This is a genomic window from Novosphingobium sp. TK46, assembly GCF_055361525.1.
Genome location: NZ_JBSZKB010000002.1, coordinates 85,651 through 109,733, shown reverse-complemented (window position 1 = coordinate 109,733; position 24,083 = coordinate 85,651). Strand labels below are relative to the sequence as shown.

Genomic DNA, 24,083 nt, shown 5'->3' with positions numbered 1-24,083 from the left:
ATCGTATCCGTTAGAGTGAGGCTGCGCTTCCAGTCGACGGACCGGCGGAAGCAGGGGGGGATACTTTCTCCCCGATGGATTGGCGAAGGGCGTTGAACAGCGCCCAGCCCAGCAGGATAAGCGACAGAAGGCCGCTGAGAAGAAAGATGTCGTTATAAGCGCGGACATTGGCTTCCCGCGTTGCCACCTGTGCCAGTTGGGCCGTCCCATGCGCCTGCCGCAACATCGAGTCCGTCATGACCCCACCATATATCTGACCCTGGATTTGCAGGCGCTGCGCCACGACGCTGTTCGTTGGATCGACGCCCGCATTGATCACCGCGGAATATTCATGTTCGCGAAACTGCTGGAGCGTTCCGAGCATCGCCGGGCCTGCCAGTCCACCGATCGACTGGCTGAGGCCGAAGAGCACCGAAAAGCTGATGATGAAATTCGGCCCGTTGGCCATGGCGCTCATCACGCCGATCATCAACAATGGTCCCATGAACATGCCCGCCGCCGCCGACAGCAGGAACTGGCTCACAAACATATCATGCGGCCGGGTGAGACTGGTCGCGTTCCAGTCGAGGAAGCTGCCGATCGCAATGAGTGCGACCGACACCAGTATCTGGGGAACTACCGCTTTCTGGTCGAAGGTTATCGCGCTGGCGCCTATGCCCAGGATCAGGCCGAGCAGCATGACCCCGTACAGCGGTTGCAACTGATCCACCCCCATGCCGAGCGTGCGCAGAAATCCGGTCGCAGCATAGGTTTGTTCGGAGAGCAGAAAACGGATTCCCATCGCCCCAATCGCGAAACGGATGGTGGCGGCTGCGCCCAGCCAGCGGGTCTGGATGAGCGGGTTGCGGCGGTGATGCTCGACAAACATGCCCCCCGCGAGCAAAGGCACCACCGCGATCAGCGCCAACCCGATCCAGCGCTGGTCGGTCCACCATTGAGTCCGCCCCTGGCTCAACACTGCCACGATCAATGCAAAGGCCGGGGCGAACAGGGCAAAGGTCAGGAAGTCGAGACGCTCGAAAGTCTTGATGCGGATGCCAGGTGGCAGTTTCAGCGTCACCACCGCCGCCAGGCAGCAGAGCGCCAGCCCGGACTCGAACAGGTAGAGCGTCCGCCATTCGCCCAGATCAAGCAGCGCGGGCGACAGCAGAAATGCGAGCGGCGTGGCCAGCTGCGAAATGCCAAGGCCGATCACCAGACCCTGACCCATGTTGGCCTTTGGGAAAGCCTGAAGCGTGTAGAGGATCGCCAGCGTGCTGATCGTCGCCCCGACGAAACCGCTGATTGCGCGGATCAATAGCGCCATCGCATAGCTATCCGCGAAAAGGTGCAGAATGGTTGCGGCAGCATAGAGCGGCAGCCCGATTTCTGCGAACAGCCGCAGGCCGAATTGCTGGCGAAACTTGACCAGCAGCAAGCTGGTCGAGATGTTGACCATCATATAGGCAGCGGGCAGCCATCCTGCCTCGACCGGCGTCAGGCACAGCGTTCCCTGGATATTGGAAAGATTGGCGCTAAACAAGGCGTTGCCCAGCCCACTCGTGATACCCAGCAGGAACGCCACGAAAATATAGGCGAAGCGAACTCCCACACTATGCTGCGGCGTGGAGGGTGAACCCGGCAAGGACGGCCGTTCGTCGTCGGTCCAGTTCGGGGTCGGTTCCAGAGGCTTGTTCACAAGCACCAAACACTGTTCGAGGTATCTGTGGCGTTAGCGCATCCCTCGACCGTGCGCGTGTATATTATGCCATTCATATTCCCACGCATCTCTTCCGGCCTGAAGTCACGCTTGCCAATGATTTCGCGCTTTGCCGGGCAATGATGGAGGTTTGGTGGAGGATGGGCGCATCCCCTCATCTGCGAATCAGCGCTAGAATGGCATCCCTCGTAAACTCATGCTTACTCGTTCATTTGAAACGGAATTAATGCAATGGCGGGGTCCCGATCGGCGCCGATTGAGGCCCCACCACTCGGCCTATTTTTGTCTCAACTTCAATGCGTTGGGGTTGATCGGTGGGGGTTGCGATTCAAAGCCGATCCACAACCAGTGGCATCTTGCACCATGCCGATGGTCTTTTCTGGCGGGGTACGTGTCCGCAATCGTTCGCCGCCCGCCGAACATCTCGCGTCCGTCGCACCCGATGTGATTTGGGTCTCAACGATCGTGCGCCCGTCGATCGCCAGCGTCTCACACAATGTGAGCCGGAACATGGCCTTTATTGCAGTTCCGAGCGAGCATCATTGCGAGCCACTACACATAGGATCGTTGTTTGTGAGCCTACGGGTGTGATCGATGGGTGTTGACAGGTCTGATGCCACGCTATTTCTTCCACCATCATTCGGATGTCAGGATAACCGATGATACGGGTGTTGAGTTTGAGACACCGCAAGAGGCGAGGCGCGAGGCAATCCGTGGCGCTGGTGAGCTACTTTGCGATGCTGCTGAACCCTTCTGGGGATCTCGGCTTTTTATCGTTACGGTGACGAACGAGGTAGGCCTTATCATGTGGGAGATCTACATGGATGGGTTTAACGCAGCCGCCTCGCCGATTGGCGACCAAGGGCTGGGCTAAAGTGCGCCGGGCTGCATTTAGGGGGAACCCTTCTTATATATTAGCTCGCCATCGGGGGGATCGGCCTAAATTGCTCCAGCGCGTAGGATGCCGAAATACGTACCCTTATTGGGCAGTTCCGCCTGTCGCGATTGCCACCCATCGTTGTTGCATCGTGTAACGCCGCGCGATACAGCCGTTCTGTGATAATTGGATTCCGGCACGAGGGGCTTGAAGCCTTTTATCGAAGTGGCACCACGCGCGGTGTCCAAGCTTCTCACGTAAAGAAGCTTCGGAATATTCTTGGGTTGTTGGATGTCGCGGCAGGGCCGGATGATATGAACCTGCCGTCCTTCAAGTTGCACCCGCTTAAGGGAGACTTGAAAAGCCACTGGTCGGTTTGGGTGAACGGAAACTGGCGTATCACCTTCCGTTTTGTCGGCACTGATGCCGAGCTAGTTGACTATCAGGATTACCATTGAGGCTATGACGATGATGCACAATCCTCCCCATCCCGGCGAACTATTGCGCGATGAAGTTATTTCAGCGCTGGCTTTGTCTGTCACTGAGGCAGCCAACCGTCTTGCTATGTCACGGGTCGCACTTTCCCGGGTGTTGAATGGAAAGGCTGCGATCAGCCCCGACCTTGCGGTTCGTCTGGTACAGGCGGGGGCGAGCACGGCCCGAGCTTGGCTCGCGATGCAGGCCAACTACGATTTATGGTGCGCCATGCAGCACGATCAGCCACCTGTCCGGCGCTTACAGGACGCAGCGTGACTGGTGACCGTCCTCGACGTGCTCAAGCCGCCGGCGCGGCCTGACGGGCAAGGGTCCGATATACCGTCGGACGCGCGATCGAGAACAACTCTGCTAGGCGGCGTGGACGAATTTGAGCCAGTATCTGGCGGAGGCGATGTGCACCATGCTCATGAAGCTTTGGGCGAGTTGGTCATACCTCGTGGCGATCGCGCGGTTGATCTTCAGGCGGCCGAACATGCGCTCGATGCCGTTACGTTGCTTGTAGAGCGCTCGGTCATGATCGATCTTCACGCGGCGGTTTGAGCGGCCTGGGATGACAGCCTGTATGTTGCGGCTCGCAAGGTCTGCGCGAATGGCGTCGGCATCATAGCCCTTGTCGGCCAGAAGCGCCGCTGGCGATCGCTCCGGCAGCGCGATCAAGGTGGCGTATGCCTTGCAATCCGCCGCTTCGCCGACCGTCAGATGGAAGGCTAGTGGTCGCCCTCGGGCGTCAGCCAGACAGTGAAGCTTACTGGTGAACCCGCCCCGCGAGCGGCCAAGAGCTCGTCGATGAGCCCCCCTTTTCCGCCCGCTGCCGAAACGTGAACGCGAACCGTGGTACTATCGATGCTGTAGTGGCCGCTGTCCGCCATGAGCTCTGCCAGCGTGACCGCGACGGCTTCCCAAACCCCAGCTTCGCTCCAACGTCGGAACCTCCGGTAGATCGTGTTCCAGTTGCCGTATTTAGGCGGGACATCGCGCCAAGGCGTTCCACACCGTAGCCGCCAAAGTATACCGTTGATGATTGATCGGTTCTGTTCGGGGCGACGACCGCGCGCCCTGTTCGCCGCATCAATCGGCAGTAATCCTCTCAAAACACGCCACTCAGCTTCGCTCAGATCACCCCGGCTCAAGCCCGCCTCCAAAAGGAAGCCTTGAATCAATCACCTCGTACCGCGTCAACCATTTCGTCCACGCCGCCTAGTGTTCGCAAAGCCATAGCTTTATAGCTCGGCGAACAAATGGTACGTGACAGTGGTTACATCGCCCCGTATTATCTTACCTTACATATCAAACACTTATGGATCGGCATGAAGACCTCAACACGCAAAGCATTTGCTTTTGGCAGTTCATAATTTTGCGTCTCGCCTTGGGTTATGTGTCGAGTGCTGTCTTTACGATGTGTCCTACGGGTGACTGCGGAGGACAAAGCGCCGGTTTAGAGGTTGCTCTGGGCGCGCATTGTGTTTTTGGATATCTGTCAAACGACCAAGTTGCTCAGGCGAAATTGAAATTGGATCTGCCAATACAAACCAGTCGACTGTCTCGCTACAGGGTGGGGTCGTCAACGAACCTGCGTAACGAAAATAGTTTCGCTGGAGCTTCTGATGGGCAGGCAACAAGCTAACCATCGAAAGTTTTAACGGCTGCTGGTTATTACTTTCGAGGGCCAAGAGAACTTGCTGTATTACCGGATTGCTGGGACCTGTTCGAAGTGGGACACCTATTACGCCTTGCCGCTCCTGATCGACCACATGAACAAGGTGAAGTTCTCCTACGATACCCGGCGTGTTTCGAAAATGCTCGGCCGGAAAGTGGAAATGGAATTGCCGCAACATGTATCGAACGCCCCCTACCTGAAACATCTCTGAATCTAGGGCATCCAGCTGAAACCCGTGTGGTGTCGCGTGTGTTTTGAAGTAGCTTGGTTCGGCGCTTATCTTCAAGGCAGGCAGATTGGCGGAGATTGCACTTCCCAACGATACTGGGGATTCCTGCTGACCTGAATGGCAGGTCGAAAAGTGCTTATCGATCATGTGCCATCGATCAGGTCCATTTCTTCCAGTATACGACCAATGCTTTGCGGATGGTCCCGCCAAGCTTGACATGGAAGTAGCTGCTAACACGCATGCGGCGGCAACATACAGATGAAAAACACGCATGGCTGATCCTCCTGGCTTAAAGCAGGGCGACATCTTGATCCGAAGGACGATGACGTTTTAGCAGACCGTAAAGATATCGGTTAGATGGATATGAGTTATTGATGGCTGATAGATGGCTACTGAGGTTTGATGCCGACCATGTTGCTGGCGTGAACCGCCGCACTTATTTTATTCAGGGCGATTAATTATCGCGTACCACCCCCATGATCTCGCCGTGGCGAGAGACACTAACCAGCATATTGCGCCCACCGCGCGTGGCCCGAACAAGGAAGCGTTTCCCTACGTCTTCGACGCTCCGGACATGGTAGCCGCGTTGCCGAACAAGTTGGATCGCATCGCGCGGTCCGACATTACGGTGACGCAGTTGGCGCAGCTCGCGATCATCGTGAGAACGATCCGACCGCCGCAGCACTTGTACGTCGTCTCCTGAGCTATCCTGATCGCCCCGTGGGCTATAGCCGTCAGATCTGTGCCCACGGTCGATGACACTTTGAGCCGAAGTGGCCGGAATGTGGAGCGTGCTCGCCACTCCGATCAAAAAGACATGCAGAACTCGTTTAGTAGCGGTCATCCTGGCAGTTCCTTGGACAGTTCCTAACAGAACCTGCGCTAGGTACGTAGCATCCAGATTTGATGGATTGCAGATGTAGGATCTTAACGCTTTCGCGTCGTCGGGCCAAAAATGGTATGTCGAGCCGCTTAGCCAAATGCGGCCACTGAACCGTTCGTTGCACCGTCGCTCGCTCTTAAGAAATGAAATCCCGCTGTCCGGGTCGCGATCCGCGTGGACGATCCGGAGCCTTTCATGCGGTGCTCTCTCGCGATTGGGGCAACGGTCCAGCTAAGCAGCTCTACTGATTTCGAAAGGTCCCAGACACGGACCGATATTCCCATTGGGATCCAGACCGTCCGAAAACGGCGTGTAGGATTCCAGGGTGTGCCGGGACGGTGTAGCCTTGGGTCATGGCATACATCGAAGGTCATGCTCGGGATCAGGCGCTGTTGCTGCCAGCGTCAGTTGAGGACTATGTGGCGGCGGACAACCCGGTGCGGTTCATCGACGCCTTCGTCGACGACCTCGACTTGGGTAACGCGGGTTTCCAGCGGACGCAGCCGAAAGCGACGGGGCGGCCCGGTTACGATCCGGCCGACATGCTCAAGCTGTATCTGTACGGCTATCTCAACCGAGTGCGGTCGAGCCGGCGCCTGGCGGCAGAGGCAGGCCGCAACCTTGAGCTGATCTGGCTGCTGCGCGGGGTGCGGCCGGATTTCCGGACCATCGCGGGCTTCCGCCGCGAAAACCGAGCCGCGTTCAAGGCGGTGTTCCGCGCATTCGTGATGCTGTGCCGCAAGCTGGACCTGTTCGGCCGCGAACTGCTGGCCGTGGACGGCACGCGGCTGAAGGCGGTGAACGGTCGGTCGCGCAACTTCAGCCGCGAGCGGTTGGCGACCTATCTCGCCTCGGCCGATGCGCGACTGGAGCGATATCTGGCCGAACTGGATCAGATCGACCACGGCGAGGATGGTGCCGGCACCGGTCGCGCCGAGGCGCTGGCCGCGAAGATCGCCCGGCTGCGCGAGCAGCGTACGGCCAGCTCGGCGCTGCTCGGCCAGTTGAAGGAAAGCGGCGAAGGGCAGATCTCGCTTACCGATCCCGATGCGCGCGCAATGGTCGCTCATGGCAAGGTGACCATCGGCTACAACGCGCAGGTGGCGGTCGACGCGAAGCACAGCCTGATCGTCGAGCAGCACGTCACCAACGCCTGTAACGACATGGGCCTGCTGGCACCCACCGCTGGCGCGGCGATGGAGGCACTCGGGGTCGAGCGGATCGATGCGGTCGCGGACATGGGTTACCACAAGGGCGAGGATATCGAGGCGTGTGAGGCGGCAGGCATCACGCCGTACATTCCCCGCCCGCACCGGGGCATCAACGTCAGCAACGGCCTCTTTCCCAAGGAGCGGTTCCGTTATGATCCGGCAGCAGATGCCTATCACTGCCCTGGCGGGCAGGTGCTCGACACCCGCCACAGCTCGATCACCCGCGGGCATGTAACGGTCCAGTATTCCAGCCCTGCGGCCTGCGGCGGCTGTCAGATGAAGGCGCTGTGCACCACGGCACGCTGGCGGCGCGTGAACCGCTGGGAGAAGGAGGAGATCATCGAGCGCATGGCCGAGCGCCTCGCGAAGCGGCCAGACCTCCTCGTCATCCGGCGCTCCACAGTCGAACACCCGTTCGGCACGATCAAGCAGTCAATGAACCAGGGTGCGTTCCTGATGCGCGGGCTGGACAAGGTCCGCGCCGAGTTTAGCCTGACGGCACTCGCCTACAATCTCAACCGGGCCATCACCCTCATCGGCGTGCCGGGGCTGATCCGGGCGGTGCAGGCCTGATCCGCGCCGCCATATCGGCCGTCACAACGCCGGATATGGCCTGAAGACAGCCCATTTGGGCACCACCAGAGTGCAAAAGTCGAAAATGTCAGCGGTTCTGGGATCCCTCCGCGAATGCTGCCCCAGAACCAGCCCGAGGTGAGTTTTCGGACGGTCTGGATGGTGAAGTGGGAAATACGGCGCCAGGTCCGCTAATCTGGAATCAGCGCCCGATTCCGGACAGGCTATTGGCGCCCCACATGCGGACATTGATCAGCACGTTCATTCATAGCATGCTTTGGAAATGAAGATCACGGCACCCTTGGCAGTTTTTCTACCCCTCACCCTCGGGGCAGTTGCAGCCTGCGATTTCAAGCACTCGAAGGCAACCAGTGCGGCGATACAGAAAGACACGATTAAGATAGCATGGCCAACACCGCAGGAGGAACAAGAGGATGCTATGCGCGGCATCTTCCACGCGCGGTCGCCATGTGCCAGCGAGATCAAGATAACAGGGCCGTATGCAGTTGTAAGCGACGGATGGGGCAATTGGGTTATTCGTGGTGCGTTGGATGCATTAGACCATAAAGAAGCCAGTCTGCCCAACGAGAACACAGACCCACAACTGACTTTTGATATCGGCAATGTGAGGTATCGTCTCAATGGTGTGAGATATTGGATAAAGGCTCAAACAATAGGTAACTTACACGGCACCGCCAAACCAAGCCTACCCGGCCATGCCCTACCAAGTGGGTACCAAAGTTGGGCTACACAGATAATTGATAACGGCGCGATTTCACCCAACGACTACTATTACCTCAGCCCCGACAAGACCATTGCGCTGGAATGTATTCCTCGCCAGAAGGAACTTCCCAATCCGACTTGCGTAGCCGATGTCGAGGACAAGACTGGACGGTTCCTTTTCAGCATTAGGTTTCCGATCAAATTCAGTCGCCGAGTAGATGATTTGGCTGCTGCTGGGCTGATAATTTTCAAGCCTGTTTTGGACAGGTGTACCTTGAAACGAGGCCAGCAGACGTAAGTGTCTTTCTCGTGAAACCCGTTTTCCGGGAAAGGTAGTGCAGCGCCACGTGGTTATCGCTATAGGCGTTCCCGTAAGCGGAACGTCCAGTTTCCATCGATGGAATGCCGAAAGCGGAACGGCCGCTCACCACCGCCATCTTCGTCATAGGGCCCGCTCCATGCGGAACCCGAAAGCTGCCTCCCATTCAGCTAGCGGGCACCTCCATCAAGCCCCGGTCAGTCCTTCCCAATGGGATCGAATATCGAGAAAGCCCGAACCTTCCGGATATCCCGTCAACCGGCTTCGAGAGAGGCTAAGCGGAAAGCGAGAATAGCTCCTCGACGGTGGTTTCGAGATGGCGTGCAAGTTTCAGCGAAAGGGTCGTTGAGGGTACGAAGACGCCGTTCTCGATCGTGTTAATCGTCTTGCGGGTCACACCGACGTGATCGGCCAATTGCTGCTGCGTCAGCCCTGCGCGCTTTCGGTGATCGCGCAGGTTCGGCGTCAGCTCACTTTCCGGCATATTCGAAACCCGCGAACGTCAACGCCGCGCCGATGATGGCAGTGGCAAGGGCGATGATGGCGATCATAGGTGCAGCGATACCAGCCATCGGCGGTTGGAGCGCCGTGATGCCGAGACCGACCAGAGCGATGCTGAAACCCGTTCGGGCGGCACGATGCTGGTTGAGCCGCACCAGTTCATCGTTCAGCATCGACCGCTCGCGCGTGGTCCACCGCAGCAGGCGGGGTGTCCCGAATGTCCAGACCAGGCACGCGATCAGGAACACCGCCATCATGAGAAACGGTCGCGACGATGTGTTCGCCTCGGGGCGGGTAACTGCAAATGCGGTGAAGCCGATTGCCGCGATGGCAATGAGCAGCACGTTCCGGCCTCTCCGATCGGCAAACGACTCAACGGTTCGACGCGACATATCATCCTCCATGTAACGCATAGGTTACCTAGTAACCTTCGCGTTACATGACAAGAGGCCTTCTGCTGGAACGTTCCCGATAGGGAACGGCGGGCGAGAAGGGATGGGCGTTCTCATTATTGATCGAGTTTTGAGAAAAGCCGTTCAGTCCGTTTGCATGATCGCCAACTCAAGGCCGTTGGGATCGAGAAAGTGAAAGCGTCGGCCACCGGGAAAGCCGAAGACCGGCTTGCTAATGGTTCCCCCGGCATCAGCGACGGCCATTAGCGCCGCGTCGATGTCGTCCACCAGCACCACCGGTAGAGGCATACTCGGGGCTTCGCTCATATCGCCCTGTAAACCCAGGTCGACATTGCCAGTCGTGGTGCACGAATAGCTAGGTCCATAGTTGGTCATTTCCCACCCGAAAACCGCCGAGTAGAAGGTTCGAGCTGAACCGAGATTGCTCGCTGGAAGCTCGACGAAATTGATGCGGGCCATGAACGAAATCCCTTTTAACATTGGGGTTGGCATTCCGGTCGCCACGATAGCATATCTGCACACGATCGCGGGGGAATAGGGAACGGTGGTGCTGACATTGATGCTCATGCTGTCGACGCCAGCCTACACCGTACCGCCGGGTCTGGCAGGGGCGGCCGGCTTGCAAGGTTGCTGGCGAGTAAGCGGTCAGGTTCAGGGCAAAGACTCACCGTCGATTGCGCGGGGCGAATGGCATTTGGGCAGGCGCTATTTCACTCTGCACCTGCGCGCGACCGGATCGGACCCGTATGAGGCAGCAATCACCTATGGAGCCGGTGCAAAGCCGCAGGCCATTGGATCGGTATTTTCCGACACCTTTGGCGGCCTCTACGAACCCTCGCTTGGTCTCGGCGAGCTTGAACAGGACGGGTTCGTGCAACGCTACCGCTTCCCGGATGCGACGTATGTAAATCGGTTCAGCCGCTCGGGCACTGGCTGGCGTTGGACCATCTCCGAGGAGACCAAGGACAAGCCGTCTTCAATCTTTGCCGACTATCACCTGCGCCCGGCTTCATGCCGCGGAATGAAGTTCGATTACTGAGCTAACTGGCCTAAGTGCCTTCCCGGTTGGGAACGGCCAGCGAGGCAGCCAAGCCATTCCCGTTAGGATCGAATTGCGGGAATGATCGGATCTGACTTGGCTGCTGACCGGCCGATTTTATCCAAGCCTCTTGGCAAGCCGCCGACTGAATATATACCGTGCTTCCCATGGAACTGCACCCTAGCGTCCGCTCCCGGATCGTACTTGGGCTTTATTCAGCCTGCCTCGGAATAGGCGCGTTCAACCATGCGCGCGATTTTATGGCATATGGTTGGCGGCCTTATAGTTGGGGACCACCACTACTTGAGGCTTTCTGGACGTCATTGGTACTTTTAGACCTACTTACAATCATATTGCTTTTATCGCGACTTAGGCGGTGTGGCCTGCTTTTGGCGGCAGCAGTCATGCTTGCTGACGTGACAGCTAACACCTATGCCTTGGTCGTTCTAAAGATTCCCGCATTCGGCTTGGCCGTGCCGCTCCAGGCGACATTTCTGGGGTTTGTGCTTGGCTCACTTCCGTTCGTTTGGCCCCGACGAGGACCATCAGCACTAGGTGCATGAGCGTCTGAAACTGCGCCGGGAGCGGCCGATCCGACATTCCCGATAGGAACGGCGATCGAGAACACCGAGGCTTTCCCATTGCGATGGTGCTTTGAGAATGTTGACCTCACAGCAGGCAGGTTGTACCGAACAGTACAACTAGCTTGCAGGTGCAAATATGTCCCGACCTCCACTGCCACCATTCACCTCAGAGACAGCGGCACAGAAAGTCCGCATGGCCGAAGATGCATGGAACAGCCGCGATCCGGAGAAGGTGTCGCTGGCCTACACGCCCGACAGTGTTTGGCGGAACCGAGGCGAGTTTCTGGCGGGTCGGGAGGCGATCGTCACCCTCCTTGCACGCAAATGGGCGAAGAAGCTGGATTATCGCCTCATTAAGGAATTCTGGGCGCACGAGGATAACCGGATCGCGGTGCGGTTCGCCTATGAATGGCGTGACGACAGCGGCAACTGGTTCCGGTCCTACGGCAATGAGAATTGGGAGTTCGATAACGCCGGTCTGATGGCTCGCCGCATCGCCTCGATCAACGATCTCCCGATCACGGAACGTGAGCGCAAGTTCCACTGGCCGCTCGGACGTCGCCCGGACGATCATCCCTCGCTGAGCGACCTCGACCTCTGAACCCGAAGCGTACCCTCACCGATCGGGCCAGTGCCATACCGGCACTGGCGGAGGCGTTCCGCGAACACGGCTTCGAGGGGGCGAGTCTAGCGATCCTTTCGCAGGCAACCGGCTTGGGCAAAGGCAGCCTCTACAACTTCTTTCCCGGCGGGAAGGAGGAGATGATGGACGCGGTTCTAGCCGACATAGACGGCTGGTTCTGCGCGGCGATTTTCACCCCTCTTGAGCAGCCCGGCGATCCGGCAACGGCGATCCGGTCCATGATCGAGGAGGTGACTGCCTATTTCCGATCTGGCGGGAGAGTGTGTCTCGTCGGTTGGATCAGCCTGGGTTCTTCCGGAGACGCCTTCGCAAGCAGGGTTAGGAACTACTTTGCCCGCTGGATATCGACGCTGGCGCGGTGTCTCGAAGCCGGCCACGTTCCGCCTTCGCAGGCTCGACCACTCGCGGAGGAGACGGTTTGCGGTATTCAGGGCGCGATCATCCTGTCGCGGGCGCTGGGTGAGGAAGCAGCCTTCGGGAGGAGTGTAGGCCGGCACGAAGCGGTTCTGCTCGACACCCTTGCACGGTATAGCCGCTAGCCAATCTTCCTTCCCAAAAAAGGAAGGCCTGCTGGGATTGCGGCAGGGCAGGGGGGCTCAAACACGGCTTAGCCAAAACAAGATTCCCAAAATCCGTTCCCGAAACTGTTTTCCCGAAATGGCGCGATGGAGATGGAGTTACGGGAATGATTTAGCTGCTCGCTTCGACCATCATTTCAGCTTTTCGCAGCCGGCGGTCGCGAGCGATCTTGGCAAGCAAGGTGCGGCTGCATCCGGTTGCATCCATGATCTCCCGCCAGCTGCGGCCATCACCCAGCATAGATGAAATGGCGGCGTTGCGGGGTTTGTTTTCAGGGCGCCCCTTATAAAGGCCAGCTGCCTTGGCCTTGGCGGTGCCCTCCGCCTGACGACGACGTCGATCTTCATAGTCCTTTCGCGCAACCGCCGCGAGGACGTCGAGCATCATGGCGTTTACCGCTGCGAACATGCGACCGGTGAACTCGTCTGTCGGCATCGCCAAGTTCCAGGATGTCGGCAGATCGAGCGCCACGATACGAACCCGCTTGGCGTCGATCAGCCCGCGCAGCCGCAACCAGTCCGATGAGGTAAGGCGGGATAGCCGGTCGACCTGCTCCACCAGTAGCACGTCACCGGGTTCGCAGTCGGCCAGCAGGCGAAACAACTCGGGCCGATCCAGCCTGGCTCCACTTTCGTTTTCAACATAGCGCGCCGCGATACGCAGACCTTGGTCGACCGCGAACGCATCGAGGGCACCGCGAGCACGTGATGCGTCCTGTTCGGAAGTGGAAGCACGGAGATAGGCACGGATGAACATGGCTTGGTCTGCGATACGTGGTACTTGTTTATCCAGTCCTTTTTGATTGGTTATTAGCCCAATAAAGCACCAAATCGAGGCCGGTCTTCAAAAGGTATACCCTAAAGGCACCGCAGATTAATGCCACATCGCCAATCTGCCACGTCACCTTCTTATAACACACCAAGGAGCGTGGCATAGCGCTGATACTGGACACAGGTATATGAGATGACGCCATGGCAACGCAAACAATCGATGTGAAGGTGGCAGGGAATGGCCTCGTGGTCTTGCCTGCGTCAGTGCGCAAGGTGATGGGTTTGCATGGAGAGGCAAAGGTCATTCTGACGGTTGAGGATGATCAGGTGCGCCTGTTTCCGATTGGACATGGGGTGTCTCGTGCGCAGGCACTTTATCGCGAGCATGCCAAGCAGCTCCGGACAACCGAGGACTTCCTCAATGACAGAAAGACCGAAGCTGCCGCCGACTTTGGTGAGGTTGCATCAGGTGATCAGGGTCGAGACGGACAATGACATCCGTCGTTCTCGACGCATCCGCGGTTTTGGCGCTGGTTCGAGACGAGCCAGGCGCCGATAAGGTTGTACCGCATGTCGGGCGTGCTGCAATTTCGGCGGTCAATCTCCAAGAAGTGATCAAGGAACTGCTACTCAGCGGCTTGGATGAGGCAACCACCCGTGAACTGCTGGATGAGCTTCGCCTCGACGTTCGCACGCATGATGCCAGTGCGGCATATGCGGCTGCGGGGCTGCACGCCCAGACACGCCAATATGGTCGTGGCTTGGGGGATCGATCCTGCCTTGCGCTAGCCATACAGATTGGCGTTCCAGCACTGACTGCCGATCGCGAGTGGAAGAGGGTCAAGGTAAAGGGTTTGAAGCTCGAGCACATACGATAGCCGGGGCGGCTCACGGCCCAGTTCCGGACCTTTCGGCAGCTCGTAGGGCCGTCCGAAAGCGCGCGTTCCACGCACTCGCAGCAGTCCCATTTCCCCGGTGTCTGAAGGACTGTTTCGGGGTAAAAGCAATCGGGAACAGGTCGTCTTCGCGGTCGATAGGTGTCGCCCCGTAATGGGTGTCCACGGAGCGGAGCTTTTCGGGCGCACATGCCTTGTGCTGGGCAGGGTGGTGCAAAACCTGTTCCTCGGGATGATCCGGCTCACGTCCCGGCAGGGACGCCTCGGGGCGCTTCGAGCAGCGCGTCCAAGCTCGTTGCGGGATCAGGCGGCAGCCGTCCGGTTAAACAGATCGCTGGATCGCAGCATGGCATGCATGATGACGGCCAGCTTGCCTGTGACGGCGACAGCCGCCCGTCTGAAGCCAAGCTTTCGCGAAGCTTTAGCCCCCACGTCCGCATGCATTGTCGGCATGAACGCGCGTCAGGATCGTCGTGGCGGCTTCGTAGAGCAGCGAGCGCAGGCTAATCATTTAGGCATGACCAAGCGTACCTTCCCTCAACCCGTAATAATGCACATTGACGAGTTTCGGCAGTCGTTTGATCAGGTCAGGTCCGTGTCGACGTCTTCTCTCAGTAAATTGGCGCGAGCATCAAAGATAGCGGCTAACTCAAGGTGCTGCCGTATAACCGTAGCGTTAACCTCACTCTCAGCGGCCAGTCTTTGTCCACTCGCAAGCAGGCGATATTTTGAGACAATGTCTATCATGCGTAAGCTTTCAGACTAGAGTAGAGTAATCCATGTTGCTTGTGTCGGCTAGTTGGAAGCCATAACATAGGTTTCATATTCCGCCGCACGCAAACGTCTTTCAGCCTTACTGAAGTGGCATCGGTCCCTGCCATCATTTTGTTGATGGCGCTATCTGGGGTGCGAATGGCCTGTCCGGAATGGGCTCATGCCAGCATAGCGGACCTGGCGCCGGCTTTCCATGTCCACCGTCGCAATCGCGACAGCGCGGCCAGTCTCGATCGCCGGGCATCTTTGGGGACGGGCCGCGCAGCTCGCATAAGCCCGCCTCGATCAACTTGGTGAGTGCAATCCAAGCATTGCCTAGTCCTCGCCCCAAAGCTGCATCACCCTTGCAACGGCAGGTCTTACTTTCAGCCGGTTGAAGTGGGCCGCAACGTTAGGGGGCAAGTCAATATCCGCCTCGGGTGCCCAGCGCTCGACATAGAACAAGGCCGCGTCCGCGATGCCAAACGTGTCGCCTGCTGCCCACTCACGGGTGCCAAGCTGGCTGTCTACGATAGCAAAAGCCTCTTGTATCATCTGGCGACCTAACTGCTTCACCGAACCCTGGCCTAATCCCAGCGTTTGATGGACCGGATCCTGCGGCTCGAACTTTTCCGGCTTGAACACGCGGCCAAACCCCTGGCTGTGGATCGTACCCACCGTATAGTCCATCAGCGACAAGGCGCGCTCTTCCTCGTCAGGATTACTGGGGATGAGCTTCAGGTCGGGAGCTTGCCTTGCAAGCCAGACTGCAATGGCGCCGAACTCGGTAAGGGTGCGGCCGTCCTCTAGCACAAGAGTGGGCACTTTGGACTTTGGATTGATCGCCTTGAACCAGGCTTCCTCCGTGGCGCCGCCGGCCACATCGATCTTCTCGACCCCATAAGGCCGGCCAATCTCTTCTAGAAGGATGTGAGTGCCGATCGCGCAGGTGTGCGGTCCCCAATAAAGCTTCATCACTTACGCTCCTCAATCATCGTCATACGGCTGGCGAATAGGTCGTTGGAGGCGACCTTCGCCATTGAGCGATTTGTGACGCTGACGGTTCCCGCTTCGCGCGATGAAGTAGGCATCAGAGGATTGCGGTCGGCGATCCGAGAGAAATGGCAGAGATACGGAACGCTGAAAAGCGATGCGAATGCCCGCTCGTCAATTTCTTCGGCCTTGCGATTTTCGCACGGGAAGAGCGGATTTGGTGGAGGACCAAGCAATGGTTTCGGGAGGCTCACTTCTCTAGCCAAGTTGAATACAACTATAGATCTAGGGCTACTTAGGTTTCTGGATCAATCGCATTCAGAGAGGCCGCAAAGCGGGGGTGGGCAAATGGTCGAATTTGGCAAGAAAGAAAAGACGGTTTGAGCGACCAGCATGGTATCAGTTAGGCAGCAAAGACAAGGTTACTTGCTCGGGATCAATTGGCCGTCCGAGCAGGTATCCTTGTGCATGGGTGCAGCCAAAATCGGCGATCATTGCCATCTGTTCACTTGTCTCGATCCCCTCAGCGACAATCCCCATACCGAGCGTGACTCCAAGCTGCACGACCGCTTTTATTATCGCCCGCGATGCCGGCGAGACCGGAGCAGTATCGACGAACGATCGATCAATCTTGACCTTGTCAAAAGTGAAGCGCTCGAAGTAGCTTAGCGAGGAGTAGCCAACGCCAAAATCATCCATCAGGATTTGGATGCCCAACGCTCTGAGCTGTTGCAGCTGCTCGAACGTTCGCTCGACATCTCGGATGAGTAGCCCTTCGGTGACTTCGAGCTGCAGGCGTTGAGCATCAAGACCCGTCTCCCGCAGGATCTCTCGTACACTTGCGCAAAGCCGCCCACTTTTAAACTGGATGGGCGATAGGTTCACGGCGACCCGGATATGACCAGGCCATGTGACCGCTTCGGCACAAGCCTTGGAGAGTAGTCGGGTACCCAGGCCTTCAATCAAGCCGCAATCCTCGGCAAGGCTGATGAAATCTGCCGGAGAGACCGCGCCGCGGGTCGGGTGCGTCCACCGTGCCAAAGCCTCAAAGCTCGTCACGTGCCTCGTATCCAACGAGATGACGGGTTGGAAGACAAGGCTGATGGCGTCGTTCTCGATTGCGTCACGCAAGTCGATTTCAAGGGAGTGCCGGTCACGAGCCGCCGCATCCATGGCTTGGTTGTAGAAACAAGCTATCCCGTGCGCTTGTTTCTTCGCGCGATAAAGCGCGAGGTCCGAGGCTTGCCGCACTGCTTCAGCCGTCGCGCCATCGTGCGGATACACCGCGCCGCCTACACTTGCCCCTACATGCGCACGAATGCGATTAGTGGCAATCGGAGCGTCCATGGCTGCGATGATCGACTGAGCTACGGCATCGGCCCTGAGTGCTGCTGTTTCTCCAATGAGTACCATGATGAATTCATCGCCACCGATCCGAGCCAGCAAATCGCCCGAAGATGCCAGGCCGCTAAGGCGCAAAGCCACGTCCGCTAGGACGGCATCACCAACGAGGTGACCAAACTGGTCATTGACCACCTTGAAGCGATCAAGGTCGATGCTGAGCAGAGCGAAAGGCGTGTCCGTGGCCACCAGCGCATCAAGGCGTTCTGTATAGCTCGCCCGATTTCGCAGACCTGTAAGCGGGTCATATGCACCAAGACGCTGAATTTCGGCCTGAGCCTGTCTGACTTCGGTCAAGTCTTCCGTCAGACCCAGCAGATAGCGAGGAGCACCAACGCCATTATCGATCATCAGGCGTTTCGTTCGAAGGCTTCGACGTTGGCCATCGGTACGCAAGTGCTCGCTTTCGAAAACATGCGTCCCAGACGACGCGCATGCGGCACGATCGCGTGCTTCGTAGGCTTCTCCCTGGCCGGGGAAGAGCTCACTGTCGGTCCGGCCGACGAACTCATCTTGCGGTAGTTCGGCGATCTCGGCGCCAGCCTTGTTCATGAGCAAATAGCGTTGAGTGTCTGCATTCTTCACAAACAGCATTGCTGGCAGATTCTCGATGACCGTATCGAGGAACGTACGTGCTTGCTCACGCTCTCGTTCCAGCAGCTTGCGCGAGGATACATCGCGGATGATCGCGGCGAAGGCCGACCTACCTGCCTCATCGTGCCAACGGCCCAACGACAACTCGATTGGAAACTCTGATTTATCCGCTCTGACCGCGACGAGTTCGATTGATTGCCCAGCAAGCTTCATGTGCCCACCAGCAGCTGCCTTCGCGAAACCGGATCCGTGCGCAGCCCTGAGCGAGGGTGGCACAATGATGTCGAGCTTGGAGCCGATGACATCTTGTGCAGCGCGGCCAAACATGTTTTCCGCAGCTGCATTCCAAAACATGATCGTGCCGGCCTCATCAGCGCATAGAATGGCGTCTGATGTGACATCGACGACCTGGCTCGCGATGTGACCGATATGGCGGATGTTGCGAGCTTCGATGAGTCCCATTGCGAGGCTGGCAAGATCGGCTAGCGCTTCGATCTGTTGAACGGATAGCCCGTCACGAGCAGCCCGGGCGAACACGCACAGCCGGCCTATCGAATGACCAGATGCTGCGATCAGCGAAGCACCAGCATAAAACCGAATTCCCTCCAGTCCGGAGGCTAGAGGATTGTCTCTACAGCGGTCATCATCCCACGTGTCGGGAATGATCAGAGGGTCAACAGAGTTGATATCGAGGCTGCACAACGCGTTTTCGCGTGGGACTTCCGTAGCATCCAAACCAATGCGCGATTTGAACCAGCCACGTTTTTCATCGATCAACGTGATCGCCGCGCCCTCGGCATTGCAGGCAAGTGCCGCCAAGCGGGTGATCTCATCAAATCCCCGACTAGGCGCCGTATCGAGAATGCCCAGATTTAGTAGGCTCGTCAGCCGCGCAGCCTCAAGCGTCTCGCTAAGTTTCAACCCTTCGATCATCGCATCCAGTTGCCAGAAACAGATTAATGTGTCTTATCTTCTTCCTGCTAAGCGGCACTGCCACGACAACGGCTGAACACATATCACGGGAGTGGCCCGAACAGGTCAAGCAGTGGCTTTACAACACCAACATGTTGTGACGGAGGCTTTATGGGCGCTTTCCGGAACGTGATCCTTGGGACATGTGGTGCTAGGGGTTGATATCGGCGGCGGATGGCAAGAAAGCTTTTTGTGCGGATGTGGATCCGGGGGGTGTTCCCACACGCAATCGGCAAGGGTGACTTTGTGGGCAGTGTGGCCGGTAACGCACTTACGGTCGCGGCTCAGGTCAGTCCATCATGGCAAACGGCCGTGAACCATCTGGCTTCGCAGATTCCAATCTATGGATCGGCGGGCGCGGTGACTGCTCGGCTCGTGATTGCTCCGTACGAATTATGGAAAGAACAAAGGGAAAGGGCCGGCAAACCTGAACTGGCCCTATGTCAGATGGAAGTACCTTCTGGCCCGCCTCAAATAGTCCTTCAGCGCACAGAGCCCGATGCTGGCGCCAAATGAAGGGAGCTGCTTACCGAATGCGCTGGCGGGAAGGCCACTGTAAAGCTACGCAGGCAAATTCAAGACAACCTGAGCATAGCGGCAACCTTGCCCGTCAACGCTTCCAGCGTGAAAGGCTTGGTGAGCAGTTCCATACCGGCTTCCAGGTGGGCATTGCCCACCGCAGCGTTCTCTGCAAAGCCAGTGATGAACAATACCTTCAATCCAGGCCGTAGCACGCGGGCCTGATCAGCCACCTGTCGCCCATTCATCCCGTTGGGCAGGCCAACGTCGGTGATCAGCAGTTCGATGCGGGCGCCGGACTGCAAAACCTTTAACCCCGCGGCTCCGTCTGCCGCTCCGATGACCGTGTACCCACTTTCGTCCAGCACCTCGTCGATGAGATGACGGATCGTCGCCTCATCATCTACGACCAGGATCGTCTGTCCTCCAGATGCCTCTGCCGCCAGGCGCTGGGTCTCAACCTCGTCATCTGCGATGTCTCCATGATAGCGTGGAAGATAGATGCAGACCGTGGTGCCTTGATCGACCTCAGAGTAGATGCGGACGTAGCCGCCTGATTGCCGCGCGAAGCCGTAGATCATGGACAGACCCAGGCCGGTCCCTTGTCCGAGCGGCTTGGTGGTGAAAAACGGTTCGAATACCCGTTCGATCACGTCGGGTGTCATACCCGTGCCACTGTCCGTCACACACACGGAAATGTATTGGCCCGCAGGGATGTCGCGGTCCTTGGCCGCGCGATCATCGAGCCACTTGTTGGCGGTTTCGATGGTCAGCCTACCCCCGTCTGGCATAGCATCGCGACCATTGATGCAAAGGTTGAGGATGGCGTTCTCGAGCTGGCCCGCATCGACTTCGGCAGGCCAAAGCCCGATCGCACCGACAATCTCAATGTCGACAGTCGCACCTACCGTTCGGACCAGTATCTCTTCGAAACCTGTGATCAGTCGGTTTATGTCAGTTGGCTTGGGGTCGAGCGTCTGCCGCCGTGAGAAAGCCAGCAACCGCTGAGTAAGCGCGGCTGCACGCCGGCCAGCGCCTTGGGCTGCATTGATGAACCGGTCGAGATCCTCCAGACGACCGCGAGCGACGCGGCGCTGGAGTAGTTCGAGATTTCCCATCATGCCGGTGAGCAGATTGTTGAAGTCGTGCGCTAGACCACCAGTGAGTTGGCCAACCGCTTCCATCTTCTGGGCTTGTCGCAGAGCCTCCTCAGCAAGACGCAGCGCTTCAGCCTGTTGCTGTTCCGCTGTGGTGTCTCGGGCAACAGCAATGATGAGCCCATCGCCGGGTGCTGCTGTCCACGTCAGAGTGCGGTAGCTGCCGTCCTTGTGGCGATACCGGTTATCGAACCGACCGATGACAGTACCTTCTGCCAGCGCGCCCGCGGCGTTCTGCGTAGCAATCAGATCCTCAGGATGGACGAGATCGAGAAAATTGCGCGACAGCAGCTCGGTTTCCGACCAGCCAAGCGTCGTCATCCACGCAGGATTGACGGCTGAGATCTCGCCGTCAAAACCGGCAACAAGCATGATGTCGCGCGACAAAGTCCACAGGCGGTTCCGATCTGCAGTGCGCTGCTCGACCTGCTCCTCGAGTGAGGCAGCGAGTTCATTCAGCCGTGCCTCTGCACGATACCGCCGGATCGCCGCTTGCGTACGATTGGCGACCTCACGAACGAAGGCGATCTCCGCCTGTGTCCAATCACGTGGGTCGCCTTGGTTGACGAAGAGGATTGCTGCCAGCGCACCTCGCTCCATGATGGGGACGTTGACCAACGCGGACGCCGCTGCCTGCCGCAACGCTTCGGTATTTGCCCGCCGATCGACGGAACCACCGTCGATCACGACGTCTTGGCCGCGCTTCAGGTCTTCGATGTACGAGCCGTAATCGCGAAAGTGGACGACGCCCTGAACCGAGGCGATGCCCGGCGCTGTCCAATCGCGTTCAATCGTTAAAGTTTCCGTCGTCGGCTCGACCTCGCCGTACCCCACGCGATCGACGGCCAGCGTCCGTCCCAGGATGTTGGCCGCTGCAAAGGCGATCTCAGAGGCCGAGTTGCACTCACGCAGGCGATCACCGAGTTCCAGCAACGCATCTCGATTGAGCTCCGCTCGGCGCTGAATTGAGACGTCGCGTGAGACTGCCAACAGCTTTTCGGGCCTGCCATCAAGTCCGAAGATCGGTGTGACCTTGACGTCCCACCATTTTGGCGTGCCGGCCAGGGTCTTCGCCGGGCCGCGAAAATGCGCCGCTTCGCCACCAAGCGCCTTCACGACAGCAGCTTTGGCATCGGCATTACCCTGATCCGTCCAGAAGCTGGTCCAGGCACAGCCACGGATCTCTTCGAAGTTGCCGACTTCCATCACCCGCATACCGCCCTCTGTCATCGACAGGAGGTTACCGTTCAGATCGAGAACCTTGATGCAATCGTCGGATGAATCGAGGACGCTACGAAGGAATGCGGCGTCTCGGCTTGTCTCTTCGGCAAGCATGCGCTGCTGAGTGCGATCCCGGAGAATCTTGACATAGCCGATGTGCTCACCTTGCGCAGAGCGCAGCGGCATCATCTCGCCATTAGCCCAGAACCGCGATCCATCCTTCTTCAAGTGCCAGCGTTCGTCTGTCGCTCTGCCTTGTGACAGCGAGCAGCGCATCTCGACCCCGGCTCGGTCGGCCGCCTGATCTTCAGGCGTGAAGAAGCGATCTGCCGGCTGCCCGCAGATTTCCTCGGCTGTCCAGCCAAAGGTGCGTTCGGCGCCGGTATTCCAATCGGTGATCAAGCCATCGGGACCAAGTCCGATGATGGCGAAATCAACAGCGCTTTCGAAGATTGCCTGATAACGAGCGCTGCTTTCTACCATCTTCGTCATCCTGTCTCACCTGCTCGAAGAGGATCTAAAAGTTGCAATGATAAATGCCCGAAAATTCAACAAGGACATAGAACCGCCGGCCTTGTAACTAGTATAGGCCGTAGCTGAGCACGAGCAGACCAGACAGGGTCACCACCATGATCGCCACCAGCGGCAGGCCGGTTCGGGTATAATCTACAAATCGATAATCACCCGCCGACATGATCAGCATGTTGGTCTGGTAAGCGACAGGGGTCGCGTAACACAGATTGCAGCCGAACAGGACGGCGAGGACCAGCGGTTCGACAGGGATGTTCAGCTGCTGTCCCAGGCTGAAAGCGATCGGCGTTCCTACGGTGGCGGCTGTAGTGTTAGAGGCGAAATTGGTGAGCACCGTGACGAACAGCATCACGGCGGCTAGCACGCCCGCCGGCGGCAGGAATTGTAATCCCAGCGCCATAAGTTCGCTCAGCCACGTCGCCGCGCCGCTTTCTAGCACGACGCGGCCGATCGCAATGCTCGCGGCGACCAAGACGACGACCTTCGCCGACAGCGCCCGGCCGATCCGGTCGAAACGGACGCAGCCGGTGACCAGCATCGCGATAGCGCCGCCCAGCGCTGAGATTGCGATCGGAACAAGCCCGATGCTAGCTGGCACCACGGCGCATCCCATGATAGCCAGCGCCAGCGGTGCCTTGACCGTGCGGGGCAGCTCCTTCGCCCCTTCAAGAACCAGCATGTTCTCGGCAAGCGACATCTGCTCGATGCTGCCAAGTGCTCCCGCGACAAGCAGAATGTCCCCTTCATCGAATGGCTCATCGGTCAGGACATCCTCCGGCGGGGTAGCCAGCCAGGAACGGCGTACCCGGTGCACGCCAAGGATTGCGACATTGTACAGCTCGGCAACGTTGGCGGATGCCACCCCCTTGCCGCCGAGCCCGGAGTCCTTCGTCACCGCCAACTCGGCAACGGTGAGGTCTTCGCCAGTATCGCCATAGCTCGCGTGCAAACGATCCATCAGCCATGCAGGAGCCGCGGTGGCTCCGAGGATGCGCATCGTCTCCTCCAGGTCTGCATGCGTCGCCCGCACCAAGAGACGACCACTCGATCCGGCGCTTCCAAGCAGTTCCACACCGGTTGGTAGCCGGGCGGCAACGAGCTGCGGAGAAAGCCCGTGCGACATCGCATTGTCGCGAAGGCGAAGCACGGCGGAGAAGCGGCGGGGCTCGTGTCCTGCCTCGACCGAATTGTCGGGAAGCAGCCGCGGCATGACCAGCCAGATGAACGGCAAAGCGACGAGAGCGGCCAGCAGCACGATGGGCGTGAAATGGAAAACCGACATCGGCGGCATGCCGAGATCGCCGGCGATCGACACCACCAGCAGGTTGGTCGAGGTGCCGATGGTTGTGGACATGCCGCCGATCAGCACCGCGCTATTGACCGGGATGAGCGTACGCGACGCCGGCATTCCGCCGTTCGCCGCGATTGCCGCCATCACCGGCAGCATGAGGACGAGTACCGGCGTGTCGTTGACCATCATGCTCATGGCAAAGGCCAGCAGCAATGTTACCAGCAGGCCAACCTGCCGGTTGAAGCGCCATACTCGAGTGAGAAGCCGCGACACCGGCTCGAGTGCACCGGTCGTCACCAGCCCGCGCCCCAGCACCATGAGCGCGCAGATCGTGATCAGGGCGTAATGGCCGAAACCCTCAAATGCCAGCTTGAGCCCGTCGGTCGGAGATTGGCCGGACAACGGATACCAGTAGAGCCCCAGGGCGATCGCGCTGATCGTCGCCAGCGAGATAATCTCGACCCGCGCACGTCCCGATACGAAGCCGTAGAACATCGCACCGGTGAGCAGCATCGCGCCGATGGCATGGGGTTGGGGGGCGCCGAGCGAAAGCAAGA

At 58.5% G+C, this 24,083-nt stretch carries 22 protein-coding genes and 2 pseudogenes; 11 read left to right on the top strand and 13 right to left on the bottom strand.

Features of this window, described 5'->3' with window-relative positions:
• Positions 1-10 precede the first annotated feature (10 nt).
• Positions 11-1,624, bottom strand: coding sequence for an MFS transporter (locus ACXJ1Z_RS18700; RefSeq protein WP_463781585.1), 1,614 nt, complete (start codon positions 1,622-1,624; stop codon positions 11-13).
• Between the two features lie 688 nt (positions 1,625-2,312).
• Here ACXJ1Z_RS18700 and ACXJ1Z_RS18695 point away from each other — a divergent pair.
• The 3 genes from ACXJ1Z_RS18695 to ACXJ1Z_RS18685 all read left to right on the top strand — a co-directional run bounded on the left by ACXJ1Z_RS18695 (position 2,313) and on the right by ACXJ1Z_RS18685 (position 3,329).
• Positions 2,313-2,573 carry a DUF6894 family protein gene (locus tag ACXJ1Z_RS18695; RefSeq protein WP_463781536.1) on the top strand — a complete coding sequence of 87 codons (261 nt, stop codon included), beginning with the start codon at positions 2,313-2,315 and terminating at the stop codon, positions 2,571-2,573.
• A gap of 182 nt (positions 2,574-2,755) precedes the next feature.
• Positions 2,756-3,034: a type II toxin-antitoxin system RelE/ParE family toxin gene (locus ACXJ1Z_RS18690; RefSeq protein ID WP_463781535.1), complete on the top strand. Its 279-nt coding sequence runs from the start codon at positions 2,756-2,758 to the stop codon at positions 3,032-3,034.
• Between the two features lie 10 nt (positions 3,035-3,044).
• Positions 3,045-3,329 (top strand): HigA family addiction module antitoxin, encoded by a 285-nt coding sequence (locus ACXJ1Z_RS18685; protein ID WP_463781584.1) that lies wholly within the window; start codon positions 3,045-3,047, stop codon positions 3,327-3,329.
• 93 nt (positions 3,330-3,422) lie between these two features.
• Here ACXJ1Z_RS18685 and ACXJ1Z_RS18680 read toward each other — a convergent pair.
• Positions 3,423-4,204 (bottom strand): annotated as a pseudogene (locus ACXJ1Z_RS18680) (IS5 family transposase).
• A 273-nt stretch (positions 4,205-4,477) separates the two neighbouring features.
• On the bottom strand, positions 4,478-5,179 hold the full coding sequence (locus ACXJ1Z_RS18675) for a carbonic anhydrase family protein (protein WP_463781583.1): 702 nt from the start codon (positions 5,177-5,179) through the stop codon (positions 4,478-4,480).
• Between the two features lie 268 nt (positions 5,180-5,447).
• On the opposite strand from ACXJ1Z_RS18675, the gene ACXJ1Z_RS18670 reads away from it, so the two are divergent.
• The 3 genes from ACXJ1Z_RS18670 (at position 5,448) to ACXJ1Z_RS18660 (ending at position 8,648) form a co-directional block, all read left to right on the top strand.
• Positions 5,448-5,663 (top strand): hypothetical protein, encoded by a 216-nt coding sequence (locus ACXJ1Z_RS18670; protein WP_463781534.1) that lies wholly within the window; start codon positions 5,448-5,450, stop codon positions 5,661-5,663.
• Between the two features lie 533 nt (positions 5,664-6,196).
• Positions 6,197-7,627: an IS1182 family transposase gene (locus ACXJ1Z_RS18665; protein WP_463781533.1), complete on the top strand. Its 1,431-nt coding sequence runs from the start codon at positions 6,197-6,199 to the stop codon at positions 7,625-7,627.
• A gap of 283 nt (positions 7,628-7,910) precedes the next feature.
• On the top strand, positions 7,911-8,648 hold the full coding sequence (locus ACXJ1Z_RS18660; RefSeq protein WP_463781532.1) for a hypothetical protein: 738 nt from the start codon (positions 7,911-7,913) through the stop codon (positions 8,646-8,648).
• Between the two features lie 295 nt (positions 8,649-8,943).
• Here the strand turns inward: ACXJ1Z_RS18660 and ACXJ1Z_RS18655 are convergent, their stop codons facing one another.
• From ACXJ1Z_RS18655 to ACXJ1Z_RS18645, 3 genes are all read right to left on the bottom strand, one after another.
• Positions 8,944-9,153, bottom strand: a complete 210-nt coding sequence (locus tag ACXJ1Z_RS18655; RefSeq protein ID WP_463781531.1) for a helix-turn-helix transcriptional regulator — start codon at positions 9,151-9,153, stop codon at positions 8,944-8,946.
• Positions 9,140-9,514, bottom strand: coding sequence for a hypothetical protein (locus ACXJ1Z_RS18650; RefSeq protein ID WP_463781530.1), 375 nt, complete (start codon positions 9,512-9,514; stop codon positions 9,140-9,142). The genes ACXJ1Z_RS18655 and ACXJ1Z_RS18650 overlap by 14 nt, the downstream gene beginning before the upstream one ends.
• Positions 9,515-9,706: 192 nt before the next feature.
• Positions 9,707-10,150: a VOC family protein gene (locus ACXJ1Z_RS18645; RefSeq protein ID WP_463781529.1), complete on the bottom strand. Its 444-nt coding sequence runs from the start codon at positions 10,148-10,150 to the stop codon at positions 9,707-9,709.
• Between ACXJ1Z_RS18645 and ACXJ1Z_RS18640 the strand changes: the two genes are divergently transcribed.
• The 3 genes from ACXJ1Z_RS18640 (at position 10,131) to ACXJ1Z_RS18630 (ending at position 12,388) form a co-directional block, all read left to right on the top strand.
• A complete protein-coding gene (locus tag ACXJ1Z_RS18640; protein WP_463781528.1) occupies positions 10,131-10,622 on the top strand; it encodes a hypothetical protein in 492 nt (163 codons plus the stop codon). The genes ACXJ1Z_RS18645 and ACXJ1Z_RS18640 overlap by 20 nt on opposite strands.
• A 720-nt stretch (positions 10,623-11,342) precedes the next feature.
• Positions 11,343-11,807 (top strand): nuclear transport factor 2 family protein, encoded by a 465-nt coding sequence (locus ACXJ1Z_RS18635; protein WP_463781527.1) that lies wholly within the window; start codon positions 11,343-11,345, stop codon positions 11,805-11,807.
• Positions 11,804-12,388: a TetR/AcrR family transcriptional regulator gene (locus tag ACXJ1Z_RS18630; protein ID WP_463781582.1), complete on the top strand. Its 585-nt coding sequence runs from the start codon at positions 11,804-11,806 to the stop codon at positions 12,386-12,388. Before ACXJ1Z_RS18635 ends, ACXJ1Z_RS18630 begins: the two co-directional genes overlap by 4 nt.
• Before the next feature lie 151 nt (positions 12,389-12,539).
• On the opposite strand, the gene ACXJ1Z_RS18625 is transcribed toward ACXJ1Z_RS18630, so the two are convergent.
• Positions 12,540-13,184: a recombinase family protein gene (locus ACXJ1Z_RS18625; protein WP_463781526.1), complete on the bottom strand. Its 645-nt coding sequence runs from the start codon at positions 13,182-13,184 to the stop codon at positions 12,540-12,542.
• Positions 13,185-13,399: 215 nt separating this feature from the next.
• Here ACXJ1Z_RS18625 and ACXJ1Z_RS18620 point away from each other — a divergent pair, with 215 nt between their 5' ends.
• Together ACXJ1Z_RS18620 and ACXJ1Z_RS18615 are read left to right on the top strand one after the other, a co-directional pair.
• Positions 13,400-13,693: an AbrB/MazE/SpoVT family DNA-binding domain-containing protein gene (locus ACXJ1Z_RS18620; RefSeq protein WP_463781525.1), complete on the top strand. Its 294-nt coding sequence runs from the start codon at positions 13,400-13,402 to the stop codon at positions 13,691-13,693.
• Positions 13,690-14,076 (top strand): type II toxin-antitoxin system VapC family toxin, encoded by a 387-nt coding sequence (locus tag ACXJ1Z_RS18615; RefSeq protein ID WP_463781524.1) that lies wholly within the window; start codon positions 13,690-13,692, stop codon positions 14,074-14,076. The genes ACXJ1Z_RS18620 and ACXJ1Z_RS18615 overlap by 4 nt, the downstream gene beginning before the upstream one ends.
• Positions 14,077-14,397: 321 nt before the next feature.
• On the opposite strand, the pseudogene ACXJ1Z_RS18610 reads toward ACXJ1Z_RS18615, so the two are convergent.
• From ACXJ1Z_RS18610 to ACXJ1Z_RS18585, 6 genes and pseudogenes are all read right to left on the bottom strand, one after another.
• Positions 14,398-14,596 (bottom strand): annotated as a pseudogene (locus tag ACXJ1Z_RS18610) (IS110 family transposase); the annotation flags it as partial.
• A gap of 587 nt (positions 14,597-15,183) precedes the next feature.
• A complete protein-coding gene (locus ACXJ1Z_RS18605) occupies positions 15,184-15,822 on the bottom strand; it encodes a glutathione S-transferase family protein (RefSeq protein WP_463781523.1) in 639 nt (212 codons plus the stop codon).
• Entirely contained in the window at positions 15,822-16,094 is a 273-nt protein-coding gene (locus ACXJ1Z_RS18600) for a hypothetical protein (RefSeq protein ID WP_463781522.1), read from the bottom strand. Before ACXJ1Z_RS18600 ends, ACXJ1Z_RS18605 begins: the two co-directional genes overlap by 1 nt.
• A gap of 145 nt (positions 16,095-16,239) precedes the next feature.
• A complete protein-coding gene (locus ACXJ1Z_RS18595; protein WP_463781521.1) occupies positions 16,240-18,768 on the bottom strand; it encodes a sensor domain-containing phosphodiesterase in 2,529 nt (842 codons plus the stop codon).
• Between the two features lie 614 nt (positions 18,769-19,382).
• Positions 19,383-22,187, bottom strand: coding sequence for a PAS domain S-box protein (locus ACXJ1Z_RS18590; RefSeq protein WP_463781581.1), 2,805 nt, complete (start codon positions 22,185-22,187; stop codon positions 19,383-19,385).
• A gap of 97 nt (positions 22,188-22,284) precedes the next feature.
• A complete protein-coding gene (locus ACXJ1Z_RS18585; protein WP_463781520.1) occupies positions 22,285-24,081 on the bottom strand; it encodes an SLC13 family permease in 1,797 nt (598 codons plus the stop codon).
• Between the last annotated feature and the right edge of the window lie 2 nt (positions 24,082-24,083).

Bases quoted from the DNA above. Each gene is read 5' to 3' on its own strand.
- ACXJ1Z_RS18660 (WP_463781532.1), top strand. From the start codon at position 7,911: ATGAAGATCACGGCACCCTTGGCAGTTTTTCTACCCCTCACCCTCGGG.
- ACXJ1Z_RS18620 (WP_463781525.1), top strand. From the start codon at position 13,400: ATGGCAACGCAAACAATCGATGTGAAGGTGGCAGGGAATGGCCTCGTG.
- ACXJ1Z_RS18675 (WP_463781583.1), bottom strand. From the start codon at position 5,179: ATGTCAAGCTTGGCGGGACCATCCGCAAAGCATTGGTCGTATACTGGA.
- ACXJ1Z_RS18590 (WP_463781581.1), bottom strand. From the start codon at position 22,187: ATGGTAGAAAGCAGCGCTCGTTATCAGGCAATCTTCGAAAGCGCTGTT.
- ACXJ1Z_RS18595 (WP_463781521.1), bottom strand. From the start codon at position 18,768: ATGATCGAAGGGTTGAAACTTAGCGAGACGCTTGAGGCTGCGCGGCTG.
- ACXJ1Z_RS18695 (WP_463781536.1), top strand. From the start codon at position 2,313: ATGCCACGCTATTTCTTCCACCATCATTCGGATGTCAGGATAACCGAT.
- ACXJ1Z_RS18655 (WP_463781531.1), bottom strand. From the start codon at position 9,153: ATGCCGGAAAGTGAGCTGACGCCGAACCTGCGCGATCACCGAAAGCGC.
- ACXJ1Z_RS18615 (WP_463781524.1), top strand. From the start codon at position 13,690: ATGACATCCGTCGTTCTCGACGCATCCGCGGTTTTGGCGCTGGTTCGA.
- ACXJ1Z_RS18605 (WP_463781523.1), bottom strand. From the start codon at position 15,822: ATGAAGCTTTATTGGGGACCGCACACCTGCGCGATCGGCACTCACATC.
- ACXJ1Z_RS18645 (WP_463781529.1), bottom strand. From the start codon at position 10,150: ATGAGCATCAATGTCAGCACCACCGTTCCCTATTCCCCCGCGATCGTG.
- ACXJ1Z_RS18625 (WP_463781526.1), bottom strand. From the start codon at position 13,184: ATGTTCATCCGTGCCTATCTCCGTGCTTCCACTTCCGAACAGGACGCA.
- ACXJ1Z_RS18665 (WP_463781533.1), top strand. From the start codon at position 6,197: ATGGCATACATCGAAGGTCATGCTCGGGATCAGGCGCTGTTGCTGCCA.
- ACXJ1Z_RS18685 (WP_463781584.1), top strand. From the start codon at position 3,045: ATGATGCACAATCCTCCCCATCCCGGCGAACTATTGCGCGATGAAGTT.
- ACXJ1Z_RS18635 (WP_463781527.1), top strand. From the start codon at position 11,343: ATGTCCCGACCTCCACTGCCACCATTCACCTCAGAGACAGCGGCACAG.